Origin of the sequence: Legionella pneumophila subsp. pascullei, assembly GCF_900637585.1 — a bacterium.
Classification (GTDB): Bacteria; Pseudomonadota; Gammaproteobacteria; order Legionellales; family Legionellaceae; genus Legionella; species Legionella pascullei.
In genome coordinates this window covers 2,985,391-3,011,469 of record NZ_LR134380.1, presented here as the reverse complement: position 1 = coordinate 3,011,469, position 26,079 = coordinate 2,985,391, and the positions used below count along the sequence as shown (strand labels likewise).

The following is a 26,079-nucleotide window of genomic DNA, read 5'->3' as shown; positions in this document are numbered from 1 at the left end:
ATGGAAGTGAACTCTGTCGGCTTGCGTTATTTAACGATAATGGGTTTGTTAATTCTTAGCGCCTTGATGCTGGCCGGTCGGTTAGGCTATTTATACCTTGCTGACGCAGAACGTTTTCCAATTACTACTATCAAAGTAGCAGCGACATATGAGCATATAACACATAAAGAATTAGAGAATGTGTTAGCTAAATATCTGGACGCCAGTTTCTTTTTACTATCAGTAAAAGGATTGCAAAGTGAACTGAATTCAATGAGCTGGATTGATACGGCCTATGTGGAAAGAGTTTGGCCAGATACATTGAAAATTAAACTCACTGAAAAAAAACCTGTGGCGATTTGGGGTGATGCTCTCATGACAAGGGATGGAAAGTTATTCAATCAAGGTTCTGTTCCGTCAGATTTGGATATTCCCAAATTAAAGGGGCCGCAATCTCAGCAATTGGAAGTCTTACAAGTTTATGAAAAATTGAGTAAGATATTATCATCATACGGTTTAAATGCTTCAGGATTGTATTTAAGAGATAATCAATCCTGGGTGTTGTTGCTTAATCATAATGTAAAAATATACTTAGGAAAGAAAGAGTTAGAAGAACGGTTGCTGCGTTTTTGTAAAGCATACCCTGCTGTTTTTGCTGAAAAAGCAGATCAGCTGGCTGGCGTGGACCTGCGTTATCCACGTGGCATGGCAGTGCAGTGGAAACAACAAATGGGACGATAATGGCTAAAAAAATAGAAAAAAATATTATCACAGGGTTGGATATTGGAACTTCAAAAATTATTGCTTTGATTGGTGAAGTCACATCAGATGGAACGATAGAAATTATAGGTATTGGCCGTCATCCCTCTCGCGGATTAAAGCGAGGAGTTGTAGTTGATATAGAAACCACAGTCAATTCAATCCAACGTGCTGTGCAAGAAGCTGAATTAATGGCAGGTTGTGAGGTTAGGACGGTTTATGCAGGCATTGCCGGCAGCCATATACGAAGTCTCAATTCTCATGGTATTGTGGCTATTCGTGATCAGGAAGTATCTCAAGCGGATGTGGAAAGGGTTATTGATGCTGCGAAGGCAGTGGCAATCCCTGCTGATCAAAAGATACTCCATATATTACCACAAGAATTTATCATTGATCATCAAGGCAGTATTCGTGAGCCAATAGGCATGGCTGGTGTAAGGCTCGAATCTCGGGTTCATATTGTTACTGGTTCTGTCAGTGCTGCTCAAAATATTGTGAAGTGCGTCAGGCGTTGTGGCTTGGAAGTGATTGATATCATTCTGGAACAATTAGCTTCAAGCCATGCTGTTCTTACCGAGGATGAAAAAGAACTTGGAGTTTGTTTAATAGACATAGGTGGTGGAACTACTGACATTGCGATATTTTGTGAGGGGGCTATTCAACATACCTCTGTTATACCGATTGCAGGTGATCAAGTGACAAATGACATTGCAATGGCCTTACGTACCCCAACCAAGGCTGCAGAAGCAATTAAGGTCAATCATGCTTGTGCATTACCAGAGTTAGCCAATCCAAACCAAATGCTAGAAGTGACCAGCGTCAATGATAGGCCTGGGCGAAAAATTTCAGCTAAAGCTTTGGCTGATGTCGTTTCAGCCCGATATGAGGAGTTATTTTCTCTGGTACGCAATGAATTACGTCGCAGTGGATTTGAAGATCGTTTGGCGGCTGGTATTGTTCTTACTGGTGGGGCTTCTAATGTGAGAGGAGCAATTGAGTTGGCTGAACTTTGCTTCGAAATGCCAGTCAGAAAAGGGTGTGCGCATTATGTCTCGGGTTTGACTGAGGCGACGGAGAATCCATCGTTTGCAACCGGGGTTGGTTTATTGCTTCATGGCTTTCAACAGCAATATGAAAGTGGCTATAATGTGCCAACAATGAGTGATAATGGTAAAAGCATTTGGTCACGCATGAAAGAATGGTTTCAAGGAAATTTTTAGCTTTTCATGTAAAAACACTGATATGATGCTTAAAAATATTCCTGTTATGGATAGAAATTGAGATATGGGGTTGCATGATATTTTGCATGACTACAAATTCAGATTTTTGTCTTGTGAAGTGTAAAATGCGATAAGTTCAAAACTGTTTAATTAATTTAATAAGAAAAAAGCAGCACATAAGGGGAGACAGGGTTATGTTTGAATTAATGGAAAGCAGCCAGCAAGAAAATAATGCTGTCATCAAGGTTGTAGGTGTTGGTGGTGGCGGTGGTAACGCTGTCGAACATATGGTCGCTGAAAATATTGATGGTGTAGAGTTTATTTGTGCGAATACCGATGCGCAAGCTTTGAGAGGATCCAGCGCCAAAATACATATTCAATTGGGTGATGCATTAACCAAGGGTCTGGGAGCTGGTGCGAATCCACAAATTGGAAGAGAAGCAGCAGAGGAAGACAGAGAGCACATTAAAGAGATTCTTAGTGGTGCGGATATGGTCTTTATTACAGCAGGAATGGGTGGGGGAACAGGGACTGGAGCAGCGCCTGTTTTTGCTGAAATTGCTAAAGAACTGGGTATTCTAACGGTCGCTGTGGTAACCAAACCATTTTCTTTTGAAGGAAAACAAAGAGCACTTGCTGCTGATGAAGGTATTCGACGCTTGGCTGAGCACGTAGATTCATTAATTACTATTCCTAATAATAAGCTGCTAAGTGTTTTAGGAAAAAATATTAGTTTGCTCAATGCATTTAAAGCGGCAAACAATGTACTACTTGGCGCTGTGAAAGGTATCTCTGATTTAATTACTCGCCCTGGTTTGATTAACGTTGATTTTGCAGATGTTCGCACGGTGATGTCCGAGATGGGAATGGCCATGATGGGAACAGGTAGCGCAGTGGGTGAGCAAAGAGCACGCCAAGCGGCTGAAGCAGCGATTGCGTCTCCTTTATTGGAGGATGTAAATTTCTCTGGTGCTCGCGGAATATTGGTGAATATCACCGCTGGTCTTGATATGTCTATTGGTGAATTTGAAGAAGTGGGTGACGTGGTCAAAGAATTCATTTCTGATGATGCTACTGTAGTGGTAGGAACTGTTATCGATCCTGAAATGACAGACGAGATGAGAGTGACTGTGATTGTGACTGGCCTGGGTGATAATAGACAGCGTCACCAACAACCACAACAACAGCCTCCTCTCAGAGCTCGCTTGATTGAAACTACAAGAAGCGATGGTTCCCTTGATTATCAACAACTGGAGAGACCTGCAGTAATTCGTAAACAAGCTCAGACCAGCACTACAACAACGGCTACAAAGCAAAGCAATAATGGTAGTGAGAGTGTTCCCGATGTGGATTACCTGGACATACCGGCATTTTTACGTAGACAAGAAGAGGCATAGAAGCTTTTGAATGGGGATATCTCAAGAGAGGATGTGTTTTGAACCTATGGATGAATTTGATGTACGCAAACATTCTTTCTTGAATATCTCACGAATTGGTTCGTATGGTTTTTTTTGCAATTTTTGTATTTGGTTTTCAAAATTGCATTCAGTAAAACTAAAAAAATTAGACTAATCAATAAATTGTTGCTAAGATCTTAAGGTTTTTGCGTGCAAAATAAATATAAGAGAGAAAGGTGAGCACTGAATGATAAAACAAAGAACTCCTAAAAAGGTAATCCAGGCTACTGGTGTTGGATTACATTCCGGTGAGAAAGTGCTTTTAACCTTAAGACCAGCCCCTGTAAACACAGGTATCGTTTTTAGACGCGTGGATTTGTCGCCAGTGGTTGAAATACCAGCCTCCTACGAATACGTTGGGGATACTATGCTTTGCACTACCCTTCATCATGGGAAGGTCAAGATTGCAACAGTGGAGCATTTATTATCTGCTCTGGCCGGGTTAGGTATTGATAACGCGTATATAGATGTTAATGCCCCAGAGATTCCAATTATGGATGGAAGCGCTGCTCCATTCGTATTTTTAATTCAATCAGCGGGTATCAGAGAACAAAATGCAGCAAAGAGATATATCAGAATTCTTAAACCTATACGAGTCGAAGATAATGGAAAGTATGTCCAGTTTCTCCCTCATAAAGGATATAAAATAACATTTACCATAGGCTTTGAGCATCCAGTTTTTAATGATAGGCCTCAAACAGTAAGTTTTGATTTTTCGGGAACATCGTATGTCAAGGAAGTTTGTAGAGCGAGGACTTTTGGCTTTCTTTCAGATTATGAAAAATTGAGAGAATGTGATTTGGCAAAAGGCGGCAGTTTAGATAATGCTATTGTAGTAGATGATTATCGTGTCCTTAATGAAGATGGTCTCCGCTTTGAATCAGAATTTGTTACTCACAAAGTATTAGATGCTATTGGTGATCTTTATTTATTGGGTTCCAGTTTAATTGGCGCATTTGAGGGATATAAATCTGGCCACGAATTGAATAACAGATTGTTGCGTGAATTAATGGTCAGGCAGGATGCTTGGGAATATACCTATTTTGATACAGAAAATTATCTGCCTGCAGTCCACCCTGAATATTATCCTGTTGAAGCCTGACAGGAATACATCACATCCACTTGGTGAGAATATTCGTTTTCACTATTATCATTTTAAAGGCATTATCTATACTAAATATAATGACCTATGCAGTCTTTTTCTTTAGAAATTTATATACAGCTCAAATTAAGGGGAATATCAGGATGAAATTTAAGATTGGAACTTGTATTGTTATGATGTTATCTAGTTTTATAGCCTTTTCTTCGAGTTCTAATTTGCAAGATAATAATACAAAGGATCTTCTTCATCTTGACTGGCGCGATACTACTGTATCACCAGCTGTGGATTTTTATACCTATGCCAATGGCAATTGGAAAACAAATAACCCAATACCAGCTGACTATGCTTCCTGGGGAAGCTTTCATGTTGTTAATGAGAAAGTACAAAATATTATTCATCAGATGCTAATCAACGCATCGAAGAATACTCACGCTACACCTGGAAGTATTGAGCAGAAAGTAGGGGATTTTTATTTCAGTGGAATGGATGTTGATAGTATTAATAAATCAGGTATCACTCCTTTGCAACCAGAATTCACTAAAATAGAGGCAATGAAGAATCAGAATGATTTACAGGCTGAAATTGTTCGCTTGCACAAAATAGGTGTAGGGGCTTTGTTTAATTTTGGCAGCATGCAAGATTTTAAGGACAGTACCTCCATGATAGGTGCAGTTATGCAAGGGGGATTGGGTCTTCCGGACAGAGATTATTATCTTAAAAAAGAAGCTAAATTTAAACAGGTAAGAGAAGCTTATGTTAACCATCTTACTAAAATGTTTGAGCTATTGGGTGACAGTCCTGACATGGCGGCAAAAGAAGCTAAAATTGTAATGGATATTGAAACTCAATTGGCTAAAGCATCCATGTCACAAGTGGAGCAGCGTGATCCACACGCCATTTATCATATGATGACCATTAATGAGTTGGATAAAATGACACCTAACTTTTCCTGGTCTCAATACTTGATAGCCAGAGGTCAGGGCAAAATCAATAAAATCAATTTTGCTATGCCTGATTTTTTCAAAGCGATGAATGAATTATTACGGTCAGTTAGCCTGGATGAATGGAAAACTTATCTGCGCTGGCATTTGATAGATGCATTCGCCCCTTATTTATCCAAACCGTTTGTCGATCAAAATTTTAAGATGGTGTCTGCATTAACCGGCACGCAAAAACTATTACCAAGGTGGAAAAGAGTAGTTAACACGGAAAACGCCGCATTAGGATTTGCAATCGGAGAATTGTATGTAGAGAAGTATTTTTCTCCAGAATCCAAACAGAAAGTCCTTGATATATTAAAAAATATCAGAACGGTACTACAAGAAGATATAAAAACTTTAAGCTGGATGTCACCAAAGACTCGTGATGCGGCATTGAAAAAACTGGATTTAATGGAAGAGCGAGTTGGTTACCCATCCAAATGGTGGGATTATTCCAGCTTGAAAATAGATCGTGGGCCTTACGTATTGAATGTTATCCGAGCAAACGAGTTCTTGATTAATCGAGATCTCGACAAAATTGGAAAACCAGTAGATAGAAGCGAATGGGCAATGACTCCTCAAACTATCAACGCTTATTATGATCCCTCAATGAATAACCTCAATATACCGGCGGGTATATTGCAATCCCCTTTTTTTGATCCAAAGGCCCCGGCTGCCATCAATTATGGAGCGATAGGGTATGTAATAGGTCATGAAATGACCCATGGATTTGATGATCAAGGTGCTCAATTTGATGGTTATGGAAATTTGAAAAATTGGTGGGCGCCTAATGATTTATCAAAATTCAAGAAAGCGACACAATGCATTGCTGATCAATTCTCAAAATATGTCGTAGATGGCGATCTGCATGTACAGGGACAATTAGTTGTCGGTGAAGCAACTGCCGATTTAGGTGGAATGATCTTGGCATATAAAGCGTTTCAGAGGTCAAAAGAGTACAAGAATGCCAAAACCATAGAGGGAATAACCCCAGATCAACAATTTTTCTTGGGTACAGCACATGTTTGGGCTATGAATGTCAGGCCGGAGCAACTTCGTAATCAAGTGACTACAGATCCTCACCCGCCTGCTGTATACAGAGTCAATGGTAGCCTGGCCAATATTCCTCAATTTCAAGAAGCATTTAATATTCCAAACGGTAGCCCTATGATGAGTAAGAATCGTTGTGTCATATGGTAAAGTGAGTTGAGCTGCAATACTTAAAAACTCGCAATGACAGCCGAATGGATTACAAGTTTAAGGATATTACTTAACAGAAAATATGGCAGTAGTTAATTGGAGTTCACTATTCGAATGACTGGATGAGGGAGGCTGTTATGTGTCGATTCGTTGCTTATTTGGGACGCCCTACGCTATTGGAAAATGTGTTGGTAAGACCTAAGAATTCAATCATCATGCAGAGTCTGCATGCACGTGAAACCAAATATCGAACGAATGGAGATGGTTTTGGTTTGGGGTGGTATTCACCGGAGGTTAGCTCTGATCCTGCTTTATTCACCTCCGTTTATCCTGCTTGGAACGATAGAAATCTTTTGCATTTAACAGCAAAAATCCAGTCCCCTTGTTTTTTTGCCCATGTTCGATCTGCCAGTGCGGGAGGTGTAACCAATTATAACTGCCATCCCTTTATTTATGGTGACTGGATGTTAATGCATAATGGGGAAATTAATGATTTTATTGATGTGAAAAGGCATATAAGGCATTTATTAGACGATGACATTTACCATTGGGTTAAAGGCCAAACAGATTCTGAGCATTTGTTTGGTTTGTTTTTGCAATTAGCAAAAGGAAGAGATATTAACCAACTGTCGGTAGCTGCTGATGTGTTGCAAGAAACTATTAACAAGATATTGGAAGTAATAGAACAATTTGGCCATAGTGGTCCTTCCTATTTTAATATTTGTCTGACAAATGGCAAGAAGATTATCGCTACCCGCTATTGCAGTCATGAGAAGAAAAAACCATTGACGCTGCATTATCTGATTGGGTATGTATTATCCACTCAAGGTTTATGGATAAAAGAAGAGGGTAATCCGGCTTACGTTGTTGTTTCATCTGAAAGGCTAAATGATTTGGATGAAGGATGGGAAGATGTGCCACCACAACATATGCTCCTTATTGATGAAAATAAAAACATTCAGTTGCGCCCTTTACAAACATTGGGTTAAACTTGAATGATTTTAACAATAAGAGACAATTATGGCTAAAGAAGAAATGATTTGTAGAATAATTAGATTCATTAATCAGAAACCAAGTAATAAAAAAACTTGCTGCGGACGCTAATGAGTTTTACTCTTTCAGAATTACTTCACTATAAAAATGAAAAAATAGTTACTCATTTTTGCCATTCTCATCCAGAGTATTCCATGCGAGAAGGGCTAATCCTTTTTGAAGATTTATTAGCCTGGATGTGGCTTAATAAGCAAAGGAATTTACGGGGTAAAAAAACCTATCTTTTTGGACCATTATTGATTATTGATGAGATGTGGCATTCTTTTATTTTACATACTCGGGATTATGTTGATTTCTCCATGAAGTACTTCGGTGAGTATTTTCATCATGACGTCGAACCTGTAGGTTTTGAGCATGTCCTTGATGAAGAAGAATTGACTGATTTTCTGCAAGATTGCTTTCAATACCTTAATAAGGAGTGGGTTGAAAGGAGATTTTCAAAGGCTTTTGCTGAAACTGATCAGCAATAAATGTAACAAAATAGTCAATGCTTTAACAATGAAATGCTTAAAAGGGAGGCTAGGAACACTGGTTTAAAGCAAATTGAATAATGTCCCTCGAAAAATTATCAGCACTCCACAAGTCATTATGTTCTTTGTCGTCAAAAGAGAGCATTTTTTTAGGTTCATTGGCTTCATTAAAAACGTTTAACCCTTCTTGATACGGTACTATCTGATCCAATTTTCCATGTAAAACTAGAAGAGGGGCATGAATTTCTTTCATACGAGCAAGAGAATTATATTGATCCCATGGTTTAAGGAAGTTCAATGGATAGTGATACTGGGCAAGCTTAGTTAATGATGTAAAGGGTGATTGAAGTATAATCGCACATACCGGGTATTTTGTTGCAAGGTGCGTTGCAACTCCCGTGCCTATGGATTCTCCATATAAAATCAAGTGCTTTGATGACACTCCATGTTGAATTAAAAATTCGATGGCTGCTTCTCCATCTTCATAAAGACCTTTCTCACTAGGTTTGCCTGGATTGCCTCCATAACCACGGTATTCTAATAAAAATACTCCTAAACCGGCATCAATAAATTCTCGCGCCAAAGGCATTCTGTAACCAATATGTCCAGCATTCCCATGCAAATAGAGTATTGTAGGGCGATGCTTACCTGCGGGGATATACCAAGATTTTAAATGCAAATTATCTTTTGTATGCAAGGAAACTATCTTCATATCCGATGCATTGTAATCTTCCAACTTTGGGGTATGTCTATTAGGGAAATAAATGAGGTGACGCTGAAATAAGTACATTAGCGTAATGACAATCCCTATAATAACAAGCCCGGTTAGTACAATTTGTTTCAGCATGATCATCTTAAGTAGGATTTAAAATATATTGTATTAATTTGATTATAATGCATTTTAATCGATTGGAAGCCAATATCGATGATGAGCGAATTGCCTCAAAGAAATGTTACCGAAGAATAAAATAATAAGGGACCATTTTTATGGGGAAGTTATCAATGGAGCTTTACTTAAAAAAATTTGTGGAAACGTTATAAGTCTGCGAAAAAACATCAGCAAGGCTTAATTCTTCAAGAGTTATTTGAATCAAGTGGATACCATAAAAACATGCGATTCACACAATTTGAATGTCTCGTCCTAAATACTTAGGTCAGGGTTGTTCAATATTCGCTCTTCTGCCTCTTTAAATATTGCCATCACCTTCTTGCGAGAACTGGTTTTTAAGTTCAGTTTTTTTGTGGTCTTATCCTGACCTTCAGCAAGAATTTGCATTTCTGGGGAAGCTAAAAATTCTAATTTTTTTTCTTCCAATTGCTCCATGGTTCTTATTTCTGATAAAGAGTCTCTCAGTTCTTTGAGTATCACTCGTTTCAGCCCATCTCCCTTTAAACCCTCATATATTTCTTGTTTTTTCGGGCTAAAAAAGCGATTCACATCCACTTCATGCGAATGTTTTTTAAACTTTTTATCCAGGGATAACTCTTCTAATATTGTCTCATGTAGATCATGGACAAGTTTTTTTGGCAATGATACTAGTCCCTCATGGTAAAATCTAAGCAACGCATCGGGATTATCTGATAACGATTGGCCTCTGTTATTTTCATACCATTTCTCTATAGGGACTCTCCAATCAATTCTGCTATCGTCCTCATCGGTGGGTGGATATATGAAATTATATACATATAGCCATTGATCTTTACCATAAACAAGAGACTTCCTGCTTAGAGCATCAACTCTGCCGTTGTCGTATCGAAAACCACCATCAAGATCAATCGTCTTCACCGTTTCTTCTGTTGCAATCAGATTCTGTGGGCTAATATGGTAAGGATTATTCGCCAAATCAGGATGCCAGTACCCTGCATCATTCAGTTCTTTAAGCGCAAGAATAAATTCCTCAATTTTGGGCTGGTCGATTTTTTTGTTAATAGGGATAGCATTGATTTTAGGCATGTAGAAATACACGTTTTCTTCACTTTTGATATTCCATAGTCCTAGAACGAAGTGCTCTTGAATACCATGATATTTAAGCAAAAATTGTTGTTCTAAAATATGGAGGTTGATTCTTTCATAAAACTCTCTTGGATGCCTGCCTCGAGATACTTTCATAGCCTTATCTTCTGTTTTCTCATAGACTGTTCCTTGTTCTCCTTTTCCAAGCTCCTTGTAGTCCTCCTCAGTACTCTCCATAATTTCAATGTTCTCTGCATGTTCACCTTTGTGACTTTTCCACATTGAAACATAATCTATGGGTTCATCATTCTCAAAACGAACAGCATAAACTTCATTATTATAACGGTAGATTTTAAATTCTTTGTTTGGCTCACTCAGATAATGGGGAGTTATGTCTGTTCCTTTGACAATGTTATTTATTTTTGGCATAGCAAGCTCTAATAGAATGGTTTAATATTTGAGCATTATAGTGAAAAAAAACTCATAATACAAATGAGAAGGATAATGACTTATTCACTTTGAGCCAAATGCAGTAATGCCTTTTTCAGTGGCTCATAAGCACAGTGTTGACTTTCACTAATAATGGTTGCTTTGGCTTTTTCAGACAGGGTAATAGATTTCTTTTGCACAGGGTTTTCCATTTGAGAAGTGGGAGCAATGATGGCAATTTTAATTGAAGAAAGCTGATAAAGGCCAGCTTCTTTTCTCAATTTATCCCGTAATTCAGGAAGCAAATAACGTATTTCGGAAGCAAAAGCAGCATTCGTTGTGGTTAAAACCAAACTCCCCTTATTGAAACTGCCTACTTGACATCTGGAGTTTAAATGAGATGGAAGAAACTCGGAAATTTTAAGAGATAATTCTTCCAGTTGCATAGAATGCTGACAAATTGTACTGAGTTGTTTATTTAGGCATTGACTGATTGATTTCATAACTTTGTCTTAATTGTTAGGTATCTATTAAAGAGTTAGACTATCGAAAAGTAAGTTGATTTATGTATAGAATAGCAAATTAACGTTAAGTGCAATATCATATTTTTTTGAGGTATATAAAGGTGATCAATGGCTGAAAACACTACAGAAAGTAATGTCATTTATTTTACCAGATTGCATTGGATCATATTTTTTGGTCCTTTCGTCGGATTGGGTTTAGTGATGGCAATTTATATTTATATTATCCAGTTGCGTGAAGTCAGCCTTTTTTTAGGGTTTTTTGCACTGGTTTGGATATTGATTACCTGGGTAACCTATCATTTTTCTTCTATTACCATAAAAAAGAAACAGGTTATTTTACGCACCGGCATAATAGTAAGGCAAACAGTGGATATCCCTCTAAATAAAATTGAAACGATAGACATACGTCAATCCATTTTAGGCAGTATTTTAAGTTATGGTACTTTGATAATCACAGGTACTGGTGGAACTCGCTATTTAATTAATTATTTATATAAACCACTAACCTGCAGACGCTACATTGAACAACTGATGAATGAACCACAGTAAAATAGTGCTCACTAAAAGAAGATTATTGTGATATAACTCTGAGTTTCCCAATTTTTAGGCCTTTGCGCACTAATAAAGTACCTGGGTGAACATGTAATTAGTATTAATCAACAATCATTTTATGGAAATTGTAGTGTGAACTATCGCTCAGATATTGATGGCTTAAGAGCAATTGCTATTTTATTTGTTTTATTTTTTCATGGGGGCTTAACCCTTTTTCCATCCGGGTTTATAGGGGTTGATGTTTTCTTTGTTATTTCAGGATTTCTCATTACAAGCATCATTGAAAAATCTTTGCAAAATAATCATTTTTCTTTTATGGAATTTTACAGCAGGCGATTATGGAGATTACAGCCTGTTTTTATTTGTTTGATTGTTGCTACTACCTTGGTTACCCTGTTTTATTACCTACCTGATGATTTGATGCTCTTTAGTAAAAGCGCTCGCAAAACGTCTATTTTTACGTCGAATGTGTTTTTTAAAAATGTAACGAGCGATTATTTTTCTCCGGATAGTAATCAATTGCCTCTTCTGCATATGTGGTCTTTATCCGTAGAATGGCAATGTTATTTTATCTTGCCGCTTGGAATCTATTTGCTTTATCGATTGGTCAGTCAACAACATCGAATCAAGATAACCTATTTATTAACCATCGTTTTTTTAGCCTTATCCATGTATTACTCATGGAGTAATCCTGCAAAAACTTATTATCAATTTTCCAGTCGTATCTTTGAGTTTTTAATTGGTTCCTGTGTTGCTTCCACTTCAATGAGCAACCGTTTTTTAGTCAATAAATATGTATTAAATTTTATAACTATTTTCGCTGTTCTGACGCTGTTTTATATCGCAATGCATCATGACATCAATACAGGTTTCCCAAATTGGTATACTTTAGTTTTATGCCTTGCAACTGCCACACTGATTGCAGCTGGAAAACAAGAGCCGCAATCCATCATCACTAATGGTCTTTCATTAAGACCCCTTGTATTCATAGGATTAATTTCCTATTCCTTATACATTTGGCATTGGCCTGTATTGGCTGTAATTCGCTATTTAAATATTGAAGAGTCCAATTTGGTCCTTTGGGTTACTTTTGGATTGATATTTTTTATCGCTTATCTTTCCTGGCGATTTATTGAAAAGCCAGCAAGGAAATTGCATCGAATCCGGTTTGGCTATACCGTGGTTTGTTTATTGATTATGCCTGTTATTGTTACTCACTTGAGTGATTATCTGATTAAAATGAATGCGGGGTATCCTCATCGTTTCAATGAAGCTATTCAGGTTTATGCGGAATTAAACAGGTACAAAAATCCCCAGAGACCTTTGTGTCTGGAACGCAAAAATATCGAAGTTAATCATCATTGTGTTCTGGGAGCAAAAAATTCGGATAGTCGAACTGGCTTTATGATCGGTGATTCTTATTCCAATCAGCATTGGGGATTTATGGATACGCTGGCAAAGGAAGCTAATGTATCCATTTTAGCTCATGCAACGGTTGCTTGTCTTGCTTTGCCTGGAATATATCAATTTGATTGGAATATTAAAAATAGGATATATCAGGAATGCCATGATCAAACGGATCGATATTTTAATATGATTAAAACCAACCATTATGATTATGTTATTTTAGGCCAAAATTGGAATGGTTATTTTGGTGATAGAATTATTAATCAATTGAATGATGGTCGATCTCAAGAGCTTTCCTTAAAGCGCATTGAAAAAGCTTTGGATAAGGCTCTGCAGCTTATTATCGCTTCAGGAGCGAAACCTGTATTAATTAAATCAATAGCGCTGTCCAAGGGAAATCCTTACAATTGTTTTTTTGAACATATCAAGCTTCATAAAAAATACAATCCCGAACATTGTGATTTTAACCTGGATGTCAGTGAACAGATTTGGTTCGATAATTTGTTTGCAAAAATGCAGAGAAAATACAAGACACTGGTCATTATTGACCCACGAGTGGCTCAGTGTCCGTCAGGGGTGTGCAAGGTAGATATCAATGGCATTCCTGTGTTTCGTGATTCAGGGCATATCACTGATTACGCTTCCTACCACTTGGCTCAATTATACTTACAGAAGAATAATAATCCCTTAGTGAGTTGAGATAATTGGATGGATTAATGGATCGTGAATAATAAAGACTATTATTCGCGATCCAATAGTCTGAGATGCTTAGGGCGTAATCTCCCAGGGTAACAAAGTACCTAGTCTTCCTTGGCAGAGTAATCACAACCTTCACGAGGACAAAGAATTTGACGTCCAAATTTTTTGCTTTCTTTTAAGGTTAAGATTGGCCATGCGCATTTAGGGCAAGGTAAATCAACAGGTTCATTCCAGAGAGCATAATCGCATTTCGGGTAATTTCCACAAGAATAAAAGATTTTGCCTTTCCTTGATTTTCGCTGCAAAATTTTTGCCTGGTTGCATTTAGGGCAAGTGACCCCGGTATCAGAGGGCTTTTCTAAAGGCTCCATATGCTTGCATTCAGGATAATTGCTGCACCCAATAAATTTTCCATAGCGACCGGTTTTAATATGCAAGGCTCCATGACATAGGGGGCAACTTCTACCTTCCACGACTTCAGGTTCTGCTTTTTCTCCTTCTGGATTGCTTATATCCTGAGTGTAATCGCAATCCGGATATCCTGTGCAGCCAATAAAGCGTCCTCTCTTGCCGAGCCTAATGGACAATGGTTTTTGACATTTAGGACATTTTTCATCTAATAATTCCGTAGTAACATCCTTTCTTTGCACTTGTTCATCTATATTCTGAATTTGCTGGACGAAAGGTTGCCAGAACTCTTCCAGAACAGGGATCCAATCCTTTTCTCCACGCGCGATGGCATCAAGTGTGTCTTCAAGGCCAGCGGTAAACTGATAGTCGACATAGCGAGTAAAATAGTTGGTTAGAAATCGATTGACAATTCTACCCACGTCAGTGGGCAAAAAACGTTTTTTTTCAACTACCACGTATTCGCGTTGTTGCAAAGTATGAATGATAGAGGCATAAGTAGACGGTCTACCTATATCGTATTCTTCAAGAGCTTTAACCAAAGTTGCTTCAGAATATCTCGGAGGTGGCTCGGTAAAATGCTGATTGGTTTCAATATCCGATACTTTTATTTTTTCACCTACATTGAAAGCAGGTAAAATTTTATCTTCATTGTCTTCGTCTTTAGAATCATCTCGTCCTTCTTCATAGACAGAAAGGAAGCCAGGAAAGGCTATTGTTGAACCATTGGCTCTGAAGGTATTCCCTTTACCACAGCTAAAATCCACGCTCACCGTATCCAGGATGGCATCAGCCATCTGTGAGGCCACTGTGCGTTTCCAGATTAAGCTATAGAGTTTCAATTGATCGCTTGTCAGGGAACCTTGCACCATTTCTGGAGTTCTTTTGATGGAAGTTGGTCTAATCGCTTCATGCGCTTCCTGAGCATTTTTAGATTTAGTCTTATAAATTCTGGGAGAACTTGGACAATTATCTGCCTTATAACGATGAGTAATATAATCGCGTATTTCATCAATTGCTTCCTTTGCCAGGTTGACTGAATCAGTACGCATATAGGTGATTAAACCCACTGTTCCTGTACCTATATCAATCCCTTCATATAATTGCTGAGCGACCATCATGGTTTTACGTGCTGTGAAACCTAATTTTCTGGCGGCTTCCTGTTGTAAGGTAGAGGTAATAAAAGGAGGGGATGGTTTACGTTTACGTTGTTTTTTATCAATTTGAGTAACTGTTAAAAAGCCCTGTGCTTGTGTTATCAGCTGCTTTCTTATTTCATGGGCTTGTTCTTGTTGAGTGACTGAAAACTGTTGGAGTTTCTCATCGTTATAATGGGTCAGCCGCGCTTCAAATTCGGTGCTGGCATGAGCGCATTTTGCGATTATTTTCCAGTACTCTTGAGCGATGAAACGTTCAATTTCCTCTTCTCGCTCAACAATTAACCTAAGCGCAGGGCTTTGTACTCGCCCGGCAGATAATCCTCTCCGAATCTTCTTCCATAGCAAAGGGGACAAGTTAAAGCCAACCAGATAATCAAGGGCACGTCTGGCTTGTTGGGCATTTACCAAATCCATGGAAATGGACCGAGGATGATTAATTGCATCCTGGATTGCCGCTTTTGTAATTTCATTAAAAAAGATTCGATGAACCGATTTGTCTTTTAAAAGATTTCGTTCCTTCATTAATTCAAAAATATGCCAGGAGATAGCTTCCCCTTCTCTATCAGGGTCTGTTGCCAGCAGCAGAGAGTCTGATTTCTTAAGAGTTTTCGCTATTGTGTCAATATGTCTCGCGTTTTTTTCAATAGGAACATAAGTCATGGAAAAATGTTCTTCAGGGTTTACTGACCCTTTACGAGCAGGCAGGTCACGCACATGACCATAAGACGCTAACACGTCATAATCATTTCCTAAATATTTCTGTATTGTTTTAGCTTTCGCGGGCGATTCAACGATCACCAAGTGTTTACTCATATCAAATAAACCTTATCCTTTATGGGTTGTGTGGCTCACTAACAGTTCATGAATGGCTTGATATCAGTACACTCATTAATTAGTGAATTGTCAATTCATCTTCTGTTTGGTATAGCACAAGATCAAGAAAAGTTAACTGCTCTTCATTCAAGGTGGATGCCAGAGCATTTCTTATAGTCCATTTTGTTTCTTGCAAGGTTACAATACGAGATTCAGAGAATTGCAGTTGATTAATTATTGATTCAAATTGATCGATATCGACGATATTCCATAATTTCATACGCATTAGAAATTGATAACTGGCTTTTGTCAGTTTCATTTGCTCATCGTAAGTAAAAATACGCGTTGATTTATGTTGAGCGGATTTGATAAACAATGATTGTTCTTCAGTACTTAAAAGATCTTCTTCAAGCAATTGATTTGGGGAGTCCTGATCATTGGCTTTATGGCTTTTTTGGAGTTGAGTAAGACTTTTTTCAAACAAATTCAATAACATTTCAAATAAATTATCTTTCATATTCACACCTTATATAGCCACCGGGAACTGCCATAACAGCCCCTTTCAATTCTAGTTCAGCCAGTCCACTCGTGACTTGTTCCATGCTATATCCGCTACGAACAATGATTTGATCGATAGCCGTAGTTTCAAAACCAATGAACTTTACTAGGTTTTCCTTACCGCTGGCAAGGGAAAAAATTGGTTTATTAGAAGCGATCTGATGGTGCTCTATTTTTAGCTCATCGAGAACATCAGTCACTGAGGTTACTAATTTTGCACCTTGTTGCAATAAGTGGTGGCAGCCCCTGGCTAAAGGGTTATGAATCGAACCGGGAATAGCCAATACATCTCTATTTTGTTCCACAGCCATTCTTGCTGTAATTAAAGAACCGCTTTTAATTGCCGCCTCGATAACCAAAATGCATAATGATAGACCGCTTATTATACGATTTCTGAGTGGAAAATGTCCAGCGATTGGCGGACTTTTTAAAGGAAATTCGCTTAATAATAAACCATTCTCGGTAATTTGCTCGGCCAATTTTAAATGTCGACGCGGATAGATGCAATCAATTCCCGTACCTAAAACCGCTATTGTTTTGCCACCTGCTTCCAGACAACCTAAATGGGCATGGGCATCAATTCCTAAGGCCAAACCACTCACTATGGTTACCCCATACCTGGAAATCTCTTTGGAGAATACCCGAGCATTTTCATTCCCTGTCACAGAAGCATTGCGACTTCCAACAATTGCCAGACTAGTTTGTGTCAAAGCAGAAAGTTCACCTTTGGCATATAAAATAAAGGGAGGATCCGCGATTTCTTTGAGTAATGCAGGATAATATGGGGAGTCCCAAGTTACAATATGATGATTTTCTGATGAATTTAGCCAGTCTAAATCAGCTTTTATAAAGTCTTGGTCAAAATTTTTTATGGTTTGTGCCAGCCAAGGCGGCATGCCAGCTTGTTCCAGTTCAGCGCGGGACAGTTGAAACATAAGGTTTAAATCAGGCCATCTTTTTTGTAGTTTTAATACAGTCCTGGGGCCAATTTTTTTCATCCTGTTTAAGGCGAGGAGGGGTTGCAGATTACTCATGGGTTCGTTACTGTATCTAATAAATGAATAGCACGCGTGGATCTTACTATCAGGGCATAACTTGCTTTTGTGAAAACACGAAACACCATGGCTTCACCAAGACGCTCTTGCGGTAAGGTAATAGGTCTAAGATGATTTTGGGGATCATTGACAATACGTTCCTTGCCATAGATAGCCAAAACATCTCCCGGTTTCATTCCGGATGTTTCTCCAAGATTGATGATGATTACTCCTCCCACAGCTTCTTGGGTGTTTCCAACGGGCATATTGTCAGGCATTTCAATAATGTATCCCCTGACTTGTCTGGCAGGAGTTTCGGGTTCGAAATATAATTCAAATTCAGGGTGGTTATTGATTAATACCTTATCATTGATTTTGATGCCTTGATTGATACTGGTCAATAAAACCGTAGCAGGCTCGCCGCCAGCAACCAGTTCTCCATAACCAACCAGGACCGCTTTATAACCTAACAATTCATGGGTTATGGGATCAAAATAATTTCTACCTCCCCTGAAGATAGAATACCCTATAGTGCCTCCTTGAGGCATTTCTTTGGAGGGATGCAAGCCTCTGACATAAATTTCATCTCCTTGGCCGCCAAGCATTCGCTCACTCATGAGTGCTACCACATACGGTGCTCGGCTTAGTACATTAACATCCAGGATTAACGATTCATCCAAAAAAGGTTTGATATCGCCTAATGGAATTGGTGGTACGGCGTCTTCTTGAGGAGTAATTCTGATATTGGGAGAAAGCTTGATTGTTCCATTAGACAGAACTCTGAGATAGGGGATGTTTTGATAATACTCTAAAGCGATCACTGCGCCAGGATATAAGCGATCGGGATTTTGAATCTGGGGGTTTGCGCGCCATAACGCTTTCCATTCCCAGGGATTATTCAAATAACGACTGGAAATACTCCATAAGGTGTCTCCAGGTTGTACAACATAACGAGAAGGAGAATCTGGTCTTAGGCTTAAGGCATGAGTAATGGATGACATGATGAAACAGAAAATGAGGAGACAATATTTCATGTATCAATCCCTTAAGTTGAGCCTTAGCATCTTGCAGCATTACCGTATATCGGGGATAATATCATGATTAATGTGCAGAGAACTAGATTAACAATGGCAATTCGCAAGATTCTTTATTTACCTGATGAACGGTTAAGAAAAATAGCTAAACCAGTAGAGACCTTTGATGAGAGCTTACAGACATTAATCAATGATATGTTTGATACAATGTATGATGCTCGTGGAGTTGGGCTTGCTGCACCGCAAATAGGAGTCAGTTTGCGTTTATCTGTCATTGATGTTGTTGGAGATAAAAAAGAGCAGATAGTTATTGTTAATCCTGAAATAGTTTCTTCTCATGGCGAAAAAGAATTTGAAGAAGGTTGTTTGTCTGTCCCAGGGGCTTATGATACCGTAGTCAGAGCTGAAAAAGTCACGGTGAAGGCATTGGACCGGTTTGGCAAACCGTTTGAAATAACGGGTGAAGGACTGCTTGCCGAGTGTTTACAACATGAAATTGACCATATGAATGGCAAATTGTTTGTCGATATGTTGTCTCCATTGAAGAGAATGATGGCTCGCCGGAAATTGGATAAATTCAAGCGTTTACAAGCTCGTAAACTATGAATGGGTTAACTATAGTTTTTGCTGGAACTCCGGAGTTTGGCTTACCCTGTCTGGATGCTTTAATTCAATCAAAGCATCATCTCAAGGCCGTTTATACTCAGCCCGACAGGCCGGCTGGCCGAGGCCGTAAATTACAGGGGTCTCCTGTAAAAGAATGGGCAATAGACCACCAGATATCAGTTTATCAACCCCTTAATTTTAAAAATCAGGAAGCTATCGATGAACTTTCTGCCTTGAAGCCTGATGTAATGGTAGTGATAGCCTATGGATTAATATTACCAAAAGCAGTATTGGAAATTCCTCGTTTGGGTTGTATTAATGTACATGCTTCTCTGTTACCGCGCTGGCGCGGGGCTTCTCCAATACAACATGCCATTTTACATGGCGATGCTGAATCCGGAGTGACCATTATGCAAATGGATGTTGGGCTGGATACAGGTCCTATGCTATGCAAGGCCATTTGTCCTGTGACTGCCTCTGATACCGCTGGTAGTTTGCATGATAAATTAGCAAAAATTTCAGTAAAGCCGCTATTGGATACCTTGGATGCTTTAATATCCAATTCAGCGCAATTTGAATTGCAAAACAATGAATTGGCGACTTATGCCGGTAAAATTAATAAAGAAGAAGCGCGAATTCATTGGTATGAATCTGCAGTAGAAATAGATAGAAAAATTCGCGCATTTAATCCATGGCCTATTGCCTATACTCTGGTTGAGGAATTAATGCTCCGGATTCATCAGGCAAAAGTAACCGATATCATGAGTAGTGAGACGCCGGGTATGGTGTTAAATATTGATAAAAATGGATTGTTGGTTGCTACCGGGGATAAAGCACTGTTAGTGGAAAAGATTCAATTCCCCGGAGCGAAGGTCATTTCGGTTAAGGATTGGTTAAATTCTGGAAAAACACAATTGCATAGCGGTTTAATGTTGCAATGAAAGTAAATGATAGACTCCAAGCCTTAAAAATTTTGACGGCCCTGATAGAAAATAGAAAAAACCTGTCTCATTTGATGTCTCTGCAAGAAACATCTCCCCTGACAAAAGAAATTTGCTATGGATTTTGCCGCCATTATTTTCGATTGCAATCCATGGCCGACACTTTAATGAATAAGCGCCCCAAAGACAATGAGGTATGGATAGTCTTGTTGATGGGGATTTATCAATTGCAGTATATGAATAAACCGGATTATGCCGTGGTCAAGGAGACAGTGTCTTTACTTGGGCAGGTTAAAAAAATTTGGGCAAAAGGACTGGTGAATGCTGTGCTAAGAAATTTTTGCCGTCGACAAGACCTTATTCTGGAGAAACTGTCAGCAGAGCCTGTTTTTATTTATGGACAGCCAAACTGGTTACTTCAGCGCCTGCAAAAGGACTGGCCAAACGATTGGCAACTCATTGCTGAGGCGAATGATAGACACCCCCCCATGTCATTGAGAGTCAATGTGTTGAAAAACTCAGTTGATGAGTATCTTGATTTGCTAAAAAAATCTGGAATAGAGGCTTTTAAACACCCTGCTGCGCCTGATGGAATTACTTTGGCAATCCCCTGTGATGTGACGACACTTCCTGGTTTTGCGCAAGGTTCTGTGTCAGTTCAGGATGCGGCACCTCAATTAGCAGCGTATTTATTGTCTTTAAAACCCGGGCAGCGAGTGCTGGATGCTTGCTGTGCTCCTGGTGGAAAAACATGCCATATTTTGGAGAGAGAGCCCGGTTTGGCTTCCTGTGTTGCCTTGGATTTAGACCCTCAGCGGTTACAACGGGTAAAAGATAATTTAAATCGCTTGGGTTTGAAAGCAACCATAGTGCAAGGAGACGTGTTGGAACCCAAAAGCTGGTGGGATGGCCATCCATTTGATCGCATTTTACTGGATGCGCCCTGTTCTGCCACAGGAGTGATTCGACGGCACTCAGACATCAAATTATTACGAACAGATGAAGAGATTTTGGCAATTACTCGAATACAATACAGTATGTTGAATTCATTATGGCCACTGCTTGCACCGGGTGGTTTAATGGTTTATGCCACATGCTCTATTATGAGTGATGAAAATGAATTGCAAATCGCTCGATTTGTCTCAGAGCATCCCGATTGTCAAGTAAGTGATGACAAATGGTCTTGGGGAAGGTGGACTGGTCATGGTCAACAGATATTACCTGGAGAACAGGGTATGGATGGTTTTTTCTATAGCGTATTGCGAAAGGATGAAAAATGATAATTGATTGGCCTGTAATTATTGTCTTATTTTGTTTATCCATTCCTGGTGTTTTAATCACGATGCATCGCTTGGTTTATTTTCTGCTAGTTGATAATACCGAGAGATTAAAAAAAAGATTTAGTCGTTTTGTTGTGCTGCAAACCTTATTTATGACATTTGTCATGAGTTTTGCTGGTTCCATCTTGTCTTCACGTACTGGATTAGGCGATCCTATCCTGGAAGGTCTTTTGCAAGGCAAAGCCAGTTTGAATGCCTTTCAAGTGATTTTATTACCTACTTTTTTGTATGCGCTTTTAGGTCTGGTTATTTTTTGTATACTTTATTATGGTTTGGTCGGCTCCATACTCGATGAAAAAAGTTTTAACATCATGTCAAAGTTGCGAACCAAAATAGGACTCGATGGCTGTGTGCTTTATGGAGGGGTTGTAGAAGAAGTCATTGCCAGATGGGGGCTGATGAATGTAGCGAGCTTTTTTGCTTTATTGTTCACAAGTCAAATTAATTCAGAAATTATAATTATTTCAATATTTTTGAGTGGATTTATTTTTGCTGTAGGCCAGCTTCCAGCTTATATTGCCGCAGGTTGTACCCCATCAAGACGATTTCTTTACTCTTTTGTATTATTAAGTCTTTCGCAGTCCATACTGTTTGGTTTTTTATTTTGGCAATATGGGTTGATCTCGGCAATTTTAGCTCACATGTTATTTCATTTGGGTTGGGACAGATATGAGAAATTATTTTAATTTTTATTCCCTGTTTTGATCGCAATGGAACGTTATTTTTGCCTTTACATCCTTAAAATAAGGTTAAAAAACCAGTTAAGTGTAAAAAAAATGTAAAAGTGCCGACCCTTAACTTTGCCTTAATTTTGAACATTTATTCTGTCTTTAATGAAGAAGATAATTAAAGGTTAAGATATGGCCGCGCAATTAGATCCAAGTAGCGAATTTGCTGCTTTGGTGAAACAATTACACAAGGCGCCCGATGATTCAGGATTAAAGCAAGCCGTAGTAAAGCGTTTACCTGAAATGCAGGTATTAGCTAAAACGAATCCCTTGGCTTTATTTCGTCTGGCCCAGATTTATTCGCCATCATCCTCACAGTATAAACAGATGATTTTGCAATCAGCAGCGCAAGGTTGCACGAATGCCATGCTATCTGCTTGTGAGATATTATTGAAATCAGGGTCTACAAATGACTTGATTACTGCTGCACATTATATGCACCTCATTCAACGTTCCAAGGATTCCTATATCATTGAGCTTGGCAAGAAATTATTAGAGGAATATCCTGGTTTCGCTGAAGAATTAAAATCCAACTCTAAAGATGTACCTTATCACTCCGCCATTCGTTTTTTTGGAGTGCAAACTGAAAATAGTAAGGAAGAAGAGGCAAAAATAATAAGCAGACCGACTGTTTAGAGTCAGTTTTTCTCGTTTTGGGATTTTTCTTTGTTGTTAGCCAAGCTCAATACAATTCCATTCTAGCCTCTATTGTGAAACAATTTCACATCCTGATATTTTTTATTTGTTTATATGCAATCCCGATTTACTTATTTACCTATTACGAGTCTGCAGGCAGGTCAGTATCAACCCAGACAAGATTTTAATGCAACTGAATTACAGGAATTAGCTCAGTCAATTTCTTCTCAAGGGTTAATTGAACCCTTGGTTGTAAGAACCATTGCAAAAGAGCGATATGAGATTATTGCAGGGGAAAGAAGATGGCGAGCGGCCAAATTGGCGGGATTAACTGAAATCCCCTGTCTAATTGGTGATTATAGTGATAAGCAGGCGTGTGCTCTGACTTTAATCGAAAATATTCAGCGTCAGGATTTGAATTTAATCGAGGAAGCAACTGGTTATAAGCGTTTAATTGAAGAATTTCATTATCATCAGGACGAAATCGCGGCCTTGGTCGGTAAGTCTCGTAGCCATGTAGCAAATATTCTTCGCCTCCTTACCTTAACCGATAAGGTTAAACAGTTAGTTCGAGACAAAGTGTTATCTTTTGGACATGCTCGCGTATTGGTTGGCTTAAATCCTGATCAGCAAGAAATGTTTGCTAACCAGGTGATTGGAGAGGAATGGTCTGTCAGGCACTTGGAGCAAGAAATTAAATCTTACAAAAATAAAGATATGTCCAGCCCCAAAAATCCCAGGAAAGACAGAGATATTGAACGACTACAGACTATTCTGGCTGAGCAAGTGGGTGCTCCTGTACAAATTATAAACGAAGGTGAGGATGGAGGCTGGTTAAAAGTAAAATTTTTTGATAATGATACCCTTGCAGGGCTTTTGGAGCGTTTGGGCTTGCGATATGATTAGCTTATTGGAACTAACTCAGAAATTGTCACTATGTATCAAACAATTCAACCTGATTTATATTGTCAAATTCAATGTTAAGGAACCTATTTAGATGAAAAGGACGTTGACTGGCGTATTCATGTGGGCAGTATGGGCACTGTCGTCTCACGCGGCAAGTATGCAGTTTGAAGTGGATAAGTTAATTAATCGGTTAAATCCCCATGTGAACCTGGGGATAGTGGTGACTGATCTAACCTCTGGCGAGACTCTGTATAAACGCAATGCAAATCGTTTGTTTATTCCTGCCAGCAATATGAAACTTTTTTCTGAGGCCGCTGCACTAATGGCTCTAGGGCCAGACTACCAATTTAAAAATCAACTCAGTACAAGTGCTAATCAATTACAACAAGGCGTATTGCACGGAAATTTGTATTTACATCTCAGTGGTGATCCCTCGTTTAGCCGAGAGGATCTAAAAACTTTACTTTCTTCACTCAAGGATTGGAATATCACGACCATTCAAGGTAATGTGATCATTGACAGTAGCCTGATGTCTATTCCCGCCTATCCTCCTGGCTGGCTAACTGCTGATTTATCGTATAGTTATGGTGCGCCAATAGCACCGTTGATGATCGATTCTAACCGGTTAACCATCACGGTGAACCCGGGGGCTAAAGCAGGTGATCCGGCTGTTGTTGAAGTAGATGATGGCGGTGGCACAATCAACCTGAATAATCAGGCGACTACAAAGGCAAGTACTAAAGGGTGTGGTGTGGGGTTTTATTTGGATCCTGAGAACAATTTAACGGTAAGGGGTTGTGTTGGATTAGGGCAGTGGGCTGTTCAACAACGTATCGCAATAAAGAGTCCTTTTGTGTATGCCCAGGGAATGATTGTAAGCGAGCTTGCCAAGGCGAACATTAAATTAAATGGGCAAGTTTTACTTGGAAGGGCACCTTCTGGTACTTTATTAATCGCTACTCGCTATTCAAAGCCAATTTCCCAACTGATGGCAGATACTTTAAAACCTTCTGATAATTTATATGCCGATAGTTTATATTTGCATGCCGCTGCCAAAATCAAGGGAAGTCCTGTGGATTGGAAGCAAGCACAACCAGTAATTAAAAACTTTTTGCAGCAACAAACAGGAATCGATTTGAAAGACTCGGTTTTCACTGATGGCTCTGGATTGTCCCGTTATAATTTGGTAACTCCAGAGCAAACCATGGCGCTTTTAAAATTCTTGTATCAACGTTTTCCATTATCTTATGAGTACATCGCCGCACTACCTATCTCTGGCCGGGATGGGACTTTGCAGAAACGGTTCAAAACACCAAATCAACAAGGATTTGTGCGGGCAAAAACTGGGACGATGACAGGTATGAATAGTTTATCCGGGTACTTGTATACGGCTAATGGACACACTTTGGCCTTTGCTATGTATATCAATCGATTACCTGGAAAACCGGCTGGCCCGGGACGTCCATTGCTAGATGCATTATGCACTTATTTCCTGCAGCAAAGCCCGACAAGCAGTCGACTGGCGCGGGTATTATCTCCTCATAGTCGCATTAAGTTCCAATTTAATCCTACACAAATTGAGTTACAGAGAGCTCATCAGGCCAAATGGAGGCGTTTGGAAACGGCAGTAAGACAGGTACTGAGAGGGCAAGATGTGAATGTGGTTTATCGGGGCAATGAATTAATCGTGACAGACAATCAGTCTAATGCAAATAGCGTTTGGAAAGCTTTACAGTCAATTGGCAAGAAATATTCATTTGCTGTAGCCTTGTCTTCCAAAATGATGCCTGTTACACCATCAGTAAAACCTTTACTTCTTTGGGTGCAAACGCCAGGGTCTGAAAATAAGGCAGAGAGGACCTGGATAATTCGGGAAGCGGTATAATCTGAGTTTGATAATTAAAAGAAAAATTAGCCTCGTATCACAAAATGTAATGCTGGGCTCTTCCAACGTTATCTCGAACCGTTTGGGCTGAGGAGGCATTTATGCCGTCGCGAAGCCTTGTATGAGATTTAATGCTTCGTGCCAAGGCTTCGAGACGATGCTTATGCATCTCCTCAGCCTGAGCGGACGCTGGATATCGACTGGTTCTCATATAATCCTTATCCATAACTCACTTTAAATAGAAT

Annotated in this window: 24 protein-coding genes; 16 read left to right on the top strand and 8 right to left on the bottom strand. The window is 39.1% G+C overall.

The genetic code is table 11. The features are described 5' to 3' along the window. The 7 genes from EL201_RS13560 (at nucleotide 1) to EL201_RS13530 (ending at nucleotide 8,220) form a co-directional block, all read left to right on the top strand. The gene (locus tag EL201_RS13560; protein ID WP_027222764.1) at nucleotides 1-720 is read left to right on the top strand and encodes a cell division protein FtsQ/DivIB; all 720 of its coding nucleotides are present in this window, start codon (nucleotides 1-3) and stop codon (nucleotides 718-720) included. Beyond that, on the top strand, nucleotides 720-1,958 hold the full coding sequence (ftsA, locus tag EL201_RS13555; RefSeq protein ID WP_027222763.1) for a cell division protein FtsA: 1,239 nt from the start codon (nucleotides 720-722) through the stop codon (nucleotides 1,956-1,958). The genes EL201_RS13560 and ftsA overlap by 1 nt, the downstream gene beginning before the upstream one ends. Nucleotides 1,959-2,152: 194 nt before the next feature. Further along, nucleotides 2,153-3,355, top strand: a complete 1,203-nt coding sequence (gene ftsZ, locus EL201_RS13550) for a cell division protein FtsZ (protein ID WP_027222762.1) — start codon at nucleotides 2,153-2,155, stop codon at nucleotides 3,353-3,355. A 247-nt stretch (nucleotides 3,356-3,602) separates the two neighbouring features. Beyond that, nucleotides 3,603-4,517: a UDP-3-O-acyl-N-acetylglucosamine deacetylase gene (gene lpxC, locus EL201_RS13545; RefSeq protein WP_027222761.1), complete on the top strand. Its 915-nt coding sequence runs from the start codon at nucleotides 3,603-3,605 to the stop codon at nucleotides 4,515-4,517. A gap of 143 nt (nucleotides 4,518-4,660) precedes the next feature. Then, a complete protein-coding gene (locus tag EL201_RS13540; RefSeq protein ID WP_027222760.1) occupies nucleotides 4,661-6,697 on the top strand; it encodes a M13 family metallopeptidase in 2,037 nt (678 codons plus the stop codon). A gap of 137 nt (nucleotides 6,698-6,834) precedes the next feature. Then, on the top strand, nucleotides 6,835-7,686 hold the full coding sequence (locus tag EL201_RS13535) for a class II glutamine amidotransferase (RefSeq protein ID WP_027222759.1): 852 nt from the start codon (nucleotides 6,835-6,837) through the stop codon (nucleotides 7,684-7,686). Nucleotides 7,687-7,800: 114 nt separating this feature from the next. Further along, on the top strand, nucleotides 7,801-8,220 hold the full coding sequence (locus EL201_RS13530; protein WP_027222758.1) for a UCP032817 domain-containing protein: 420 nt from the start codon (nucleotides 7,801-7,803) through the stop codon (nucleotides 8,218-8,220). Between the two features lie 49 nt (nucleotides 8,221-8,269). On the opposite strand, the gene EL201_RS13525 is transcribed toward EL201_RS13530, so the two are convergent. The 3 genes from EL201_RS13525 to EL201_RS13515 form a co-directional block, all read right to left on the bottom strand. Next, nucleotides 8,270-9,067 carry an alpha/beta hydrolase gene (locus EL201_RS13525; protein WP_027222757.1) on the bottom strand — a complete coding sequence of 266 codons (798 nt, stop codon included), beginning with the start codon at nucleotides 9,065-9,067 and terminating at the stop codon, nucleotides 8,270-8,272. Between the two features lie 294 nt (nucleotides 9,068-9,361). After that, nucleotides 9,362-10,603, bottom strand: coding sequence for a hypothetical protein (locus EL201_RS13520; protein ID WP_027222756.1), 1,242 nt, complete (start codon nucleotides 10,601-10,603; stop codon nucleotides 9,362-9,364). Between the two features lie 80 nt (nucleotides 10,604-10,683). Beyond that, entirely contained in the window at nucleotides 10,684-11,106 is a 423-nt protein-coding gene (locus EL201_RS13515) for a DciA family protein (RefSeq protein ID WP_027222755.1), read from the bottom strand. A gap of 129 nt (nucleotides 11,107-11,235) precedes the next feature. Here EL201_RS13515 and EL201_RS13510 point away from each other — a divergent pair, with 129 nt between their 5' ends. Beyond that, the gene (locus tag EL201_RS13510; RefSeq protein ID WP_027222754.1) at nucleotides 11,236-11,676 is read left to right on the top strand and encodes a PH domain-containing protein; all 441 of its coding nucleotides are present in this window, start codon (nucleotides 11,236-11,238) and stop codon (nucleotides 11,674-11,676) included. A 135-nt stretch (nucleotides 11,677-11,811) separates the two neighbouring features. Then, the gene (locus EL201_RS13505) at nucleotides 11,812-13,785 is read left to right on the top strand and encodes an acyltransferase family protein (protein ID WP_027222753.1); all 1,974 of its coding nucleotides are present in this window, start codon (nucleotides 11,812-11,814) and stop codon (nucleotides 13,783-13,785) included. 101 nt (nucleotides 13,786-13,886) lie between these two features. Here EL201_RS13505 and topA read toward each other — a convergent pair whose 3' ends face one another. The 4 genes from topA to EL201_RS13485 form a co-directional block, all read right to left on the bottom strand. Next, entirely contained in the window at nucleotides 13,887-16,166 is a 2,280-nt protein-coding gene (gene topA, locus EL201_RS13500; protein ID WP_027222752.1) for a type I DNA topoisomerase, read from the bottom strand. A gap of 79 nt (nucleotides 16,167-16,245) precedes the next feature. Next, nucleotides 16,246-16,683: a DUF494 family protein gene (locus EL201_RS13495; RefSeq protein WP_027222751.1), complete on the bottom strand. Its 438-nt coding sequence runs from the start codon at nucleotides 16,681-16,683 to the stop codon at nucleotides 16,246-16,248. Next, nucleotides 16,673-17,758 carry a DNA-processing protein DprA gene (gene dprA / locus EL201_RS13490; protein WP_027222750.1) on the bottom strand — a complete coding sequence of 362 codons (1,086 nt, stop codon included), beginning with the start codon at nucleotides 17,756-17,758 and terminating at the stop codon, nucleotides 16,673-16,675. Before dprA ends, EL201_RS13495 begins: the two co-directional genes overlap by 11 nt. Beyond that, on the bottom strand, nucleotides 17,755-18,792 hold the full coding sequence (locus tag EL201_RS13485) for a LysM peptidoglycan-binding domain-containing protein (protein ID WP_027222749.1): 1,038 nt from the start codon (nucleotides 18,790-18,792) through the stop codon (nucleotides 17,755-17,757). Before EL201_RS13485 ends, dprA begins: the two co-directional genes overlap by 4 nt. Nucleotides 18,793-18,885: 93 nt before the next feature. Between EL201_RS13485 and def the strand changes: the two genes are divergently transcribed. The 7 genes from def to dacB all read left to right on the top strand — a co-directional run bounded on the left by def (nucleotide 18,886) and on the right by dacB (nucleotide 25,834). Next, complete coding sequence (def, locus tag EL201_RS13480) at nucleotides 18,886-19,398, top strand: peptide deformylase (protein ID WP_027222748.1); 513 nt, start codon at nucleotides 18,886-18,888, stop codon at nucleotides 19,396-19,398. Then, complete coding sequence (fmt, locus tag EL201_RS13475; RefSeq protein ID WP_027222747.1) at nucleotides 19,395-20,339, top strand: methionyl-tRNA formyltransferase; 945 nt, start codon at nucleotides 19,395-19,397, stop codon at nucleotides 20,337-20,339. The genes def and fmt overlap by 4 nt, the downstream gene beginning before the upstream one ends. Then, nucleotides 20,336-21,619, top strand: coding sequence for a 16S rRNA (cytosine(967)-C(5))-methyltransferase RsmB (gene rsmB / locus EL201_RS13470; protein WP_027222746.1), 1,284 nt, complete (start codon nucleotides 20,336-20,338; stop codon nucleotides 21,617-21,619). Before fmt ends, rsmB begins: the two co-directional genes overlap by 4 nt. Further along, nucleotides 21,616-22,365, top strand: coding sequence for a CPBP family glutamic-type intramembrane protease (locus tag EL201_RS13465; protein WP_027222745.1), 750 nt, complete (start codon nucleotides 21,616-21,618; stop codon nucleotides 22,363-22,365). The genes rsmB and EL201_RS13465 overlap by 4 nt, the downstream gene beginning before the upstream one ends. A gap of 174 nt (nucleotides 22,366-22,539) precedes the next feature. Beyond that, complete coding sequence (locus EL201_RS13460; protein WP_027222744.1) at nucleotides 22,540-23,043, top strand: hypothetical protein; 504 nt, start codon at nucleotides 22,540-22,542, stop codon at nucleotides 23,041-23,043. Between the two features lie 114 nt (nucleotides 23,044-23,157). Further along, the gene (locus EL201_RS13455) at nucleotides 23,158-23,949 is read left to right on the top strand and encodes a ParB/RepB/Spo0J family partition protein (protein ID WP_027222743.1); all 792 of its coding nucleotides are present in this window, start codon (nucleotides 23,158-23,160) and stop codon (nucleotides 23,947-23,949) included. A 91-nt stretch (nucleotides 23,950-24,040) separates the two neighbouring features. Next, nucleotides 24,041-25,834 carry a D-alanyl-D-alanine carboxypeptidase/D-alanyl-D-alanine endopeptidase gene (dacB, locus tag EL201_RS13450; RefSeq protein WP_027222742.1) on the top strand — a complete coding sequence of 598 codons (1,794 nt, stop codon included), beginning with the start codon at nucleotides 24,041-24,043 and terminating at the stop codon, nucleotides 25,832-25,834. Between the two features lie 37 nt (nucleotides 25,835-25,871). Here the strand turns inward: dacB and EL201_RS15720 are convergent, their stop codons facing one another. After that, complete coding sequence (locus EL201_RS15720) at nucleotides 25,872-26,045, bottom strand: hypothetical protein (RefSeq protein ID WP_165481397.1); 174 nt, start codon at nucleotides 26,043-26,045, stop codon at nucleotides 25,872-25,874. Nucleotides 26,046-26,079 lie beyond the last annotated feature (34 nt).

Bases quoted from the DNA above. Each gene is read 5' to 3' on its own strand.
- EL201_RS13540 (WP_027222760.1), top strand. From the start codon at position 4,661: ATGAAATTTAAGATTGGAACTTGTATTGTTATGATGTTATCTAGTTTT.
- EL201_RS13560 (WP_027222764.1), top strand. From the start codon at position 1: ATGGAAGTGAACTCTGTCGGCTTGCGTTATTTAACGATAATGGGTTTG.
- EL201_RS13465 (WP_027222745.1), top strand. From the start codon at position 21,616: ATGATAATTGATTGGCCTGTAATTATTGTCTTATTTTGTTTATCCATT.
- EL201_RS13520 (WP_027222756.1), bottom strand. From the start codon at position 10,603: ATGCCAAAAATAAATAACATTGTCAAAGGAACAGACATAACTCCCCAT.
- fmt (WP_027222747.1), top strand. From the start codon at position 19,395: ATGAATGGGTTAACTATAGTTTTTGCTGGAACTCCGGAGTTTGGCTTA.
- EL201_RS13530 (WP_027222758.1), top strand. From the start codon at position 7,801: ATGAGTTTTACTCTTTCAGAATTACTTCACTATAAAAATGAAAAAATA.
- EL201_RS13515 (WP_027222755.1), bottom strand. From the start codon at position 11,106: ATGAAATCAATCAGTCAATGCCTAAATAAACAACTCAGTACAATTTGT.
- rsmB (WP_027222746.1), top strand. From the start codon at position 20,336: ATGAAAGTAAATGATAGACTCCAAGCCTTAAAAATTTTGACGGCCCTG.
- def (WP_027222748.1), top strand. From the start codon at position 18,886: ATGGCAATTCGCAAGATTCTTTATTTACCTGATGAACGGTTAAGAAAA.
- EL201_RS13510 (WP_027222754.1), top strand. From the start codon at position 11,236: ATGGCTGAAAACACTACAGAAAGTAATGTCATTTATTTTACCAGATTG.
- EL201_RS13535 (WP_027222759.1), top strand. From the start codon at position 6,835: ATGTGTCGATTCGTTGCTTATTTGGGACGCCCTACGCTATTGGAAAAT.
- EL201_RS13495 (WP_027222751.1), bottom strand. From the start codon at position 16,683: ATGAAAGATAATTTATTTGAAATGTTATTGAATTTGTTTGAAAAAAGT.
- EL201_RS13525 (WP_027222757.1), bottom strand. From the start codon at position 9,067: ATGCTGAAACAAATTGTACTAACCGGGCTTGTTATTATAGGGATTGTC.
- lpxC (WP_027222761.1), top strand. From the start codon at position 3,603: ATGATAAAACAAAGAACTCCTAAAAAGGTAATCCAGGCTACTGGTGTT.
- EL201_RS13485 (WP_027222749.1), bottom strand. From the start codon at position 18,792: ATGAAATATTGTCTCCTCATTTTCTGTTTCATCATGTCATCCATTACT.
- EL201_RS13460 (WP_027222744.1), top strand. From the start codon at position 22,540: ATGGCCGCGCAATTAGATCCAAGTAGCGAATTTGCTGCTTTGGTGAAA.
- EL201_RS13455 (WP_027222743.1), top strand. From the start codon at position 23,158: ATGCAATCCCGATTTACTTATTTACCTATTACGAGTCTGCAGGCAGGT.
- topA (WP_027222752.1), bottom strand. From the start codon at position 16,166: ATGAGTAAACACTTGGTGATCGTTGAATCGCCCGCGAAAGCTAAAACA.
- dacB (WP_027222742.1), top strand. From the start codon at position 24,041: ATGAAAAGGACGTTGACTGGCGTATTCATGTGGGCAGTATGGGCACTG.
- ftsA (WP_027222763.1), top strand. From the start codon at position 720: ATGGCTAAAAAAATAGAAAAAAATATTATCACAGGGTTGGATATTGGA.
- ftsZ (WP_027222762.1), top strand. From the start codon at position 2,153: ATGTTTGAATTAATGGAAAGCAGCCAGCAAGAAAATAATGCTGTCATC.
- dprA (WP_027222750.1), bottom strand. From the start codon at position 17,758: ATGAGTAATCTGCAACCCCTCCTCGCCTTAAACAGGATGAAAAAAATT.
- EL201_RS15720 (WP_165481397.1), bottom strand. From the start codon at position 26,045: ATGAGAACCAGTCGATATCCAGCGTCCGCTCAGGCTGAGGAGATGCAT.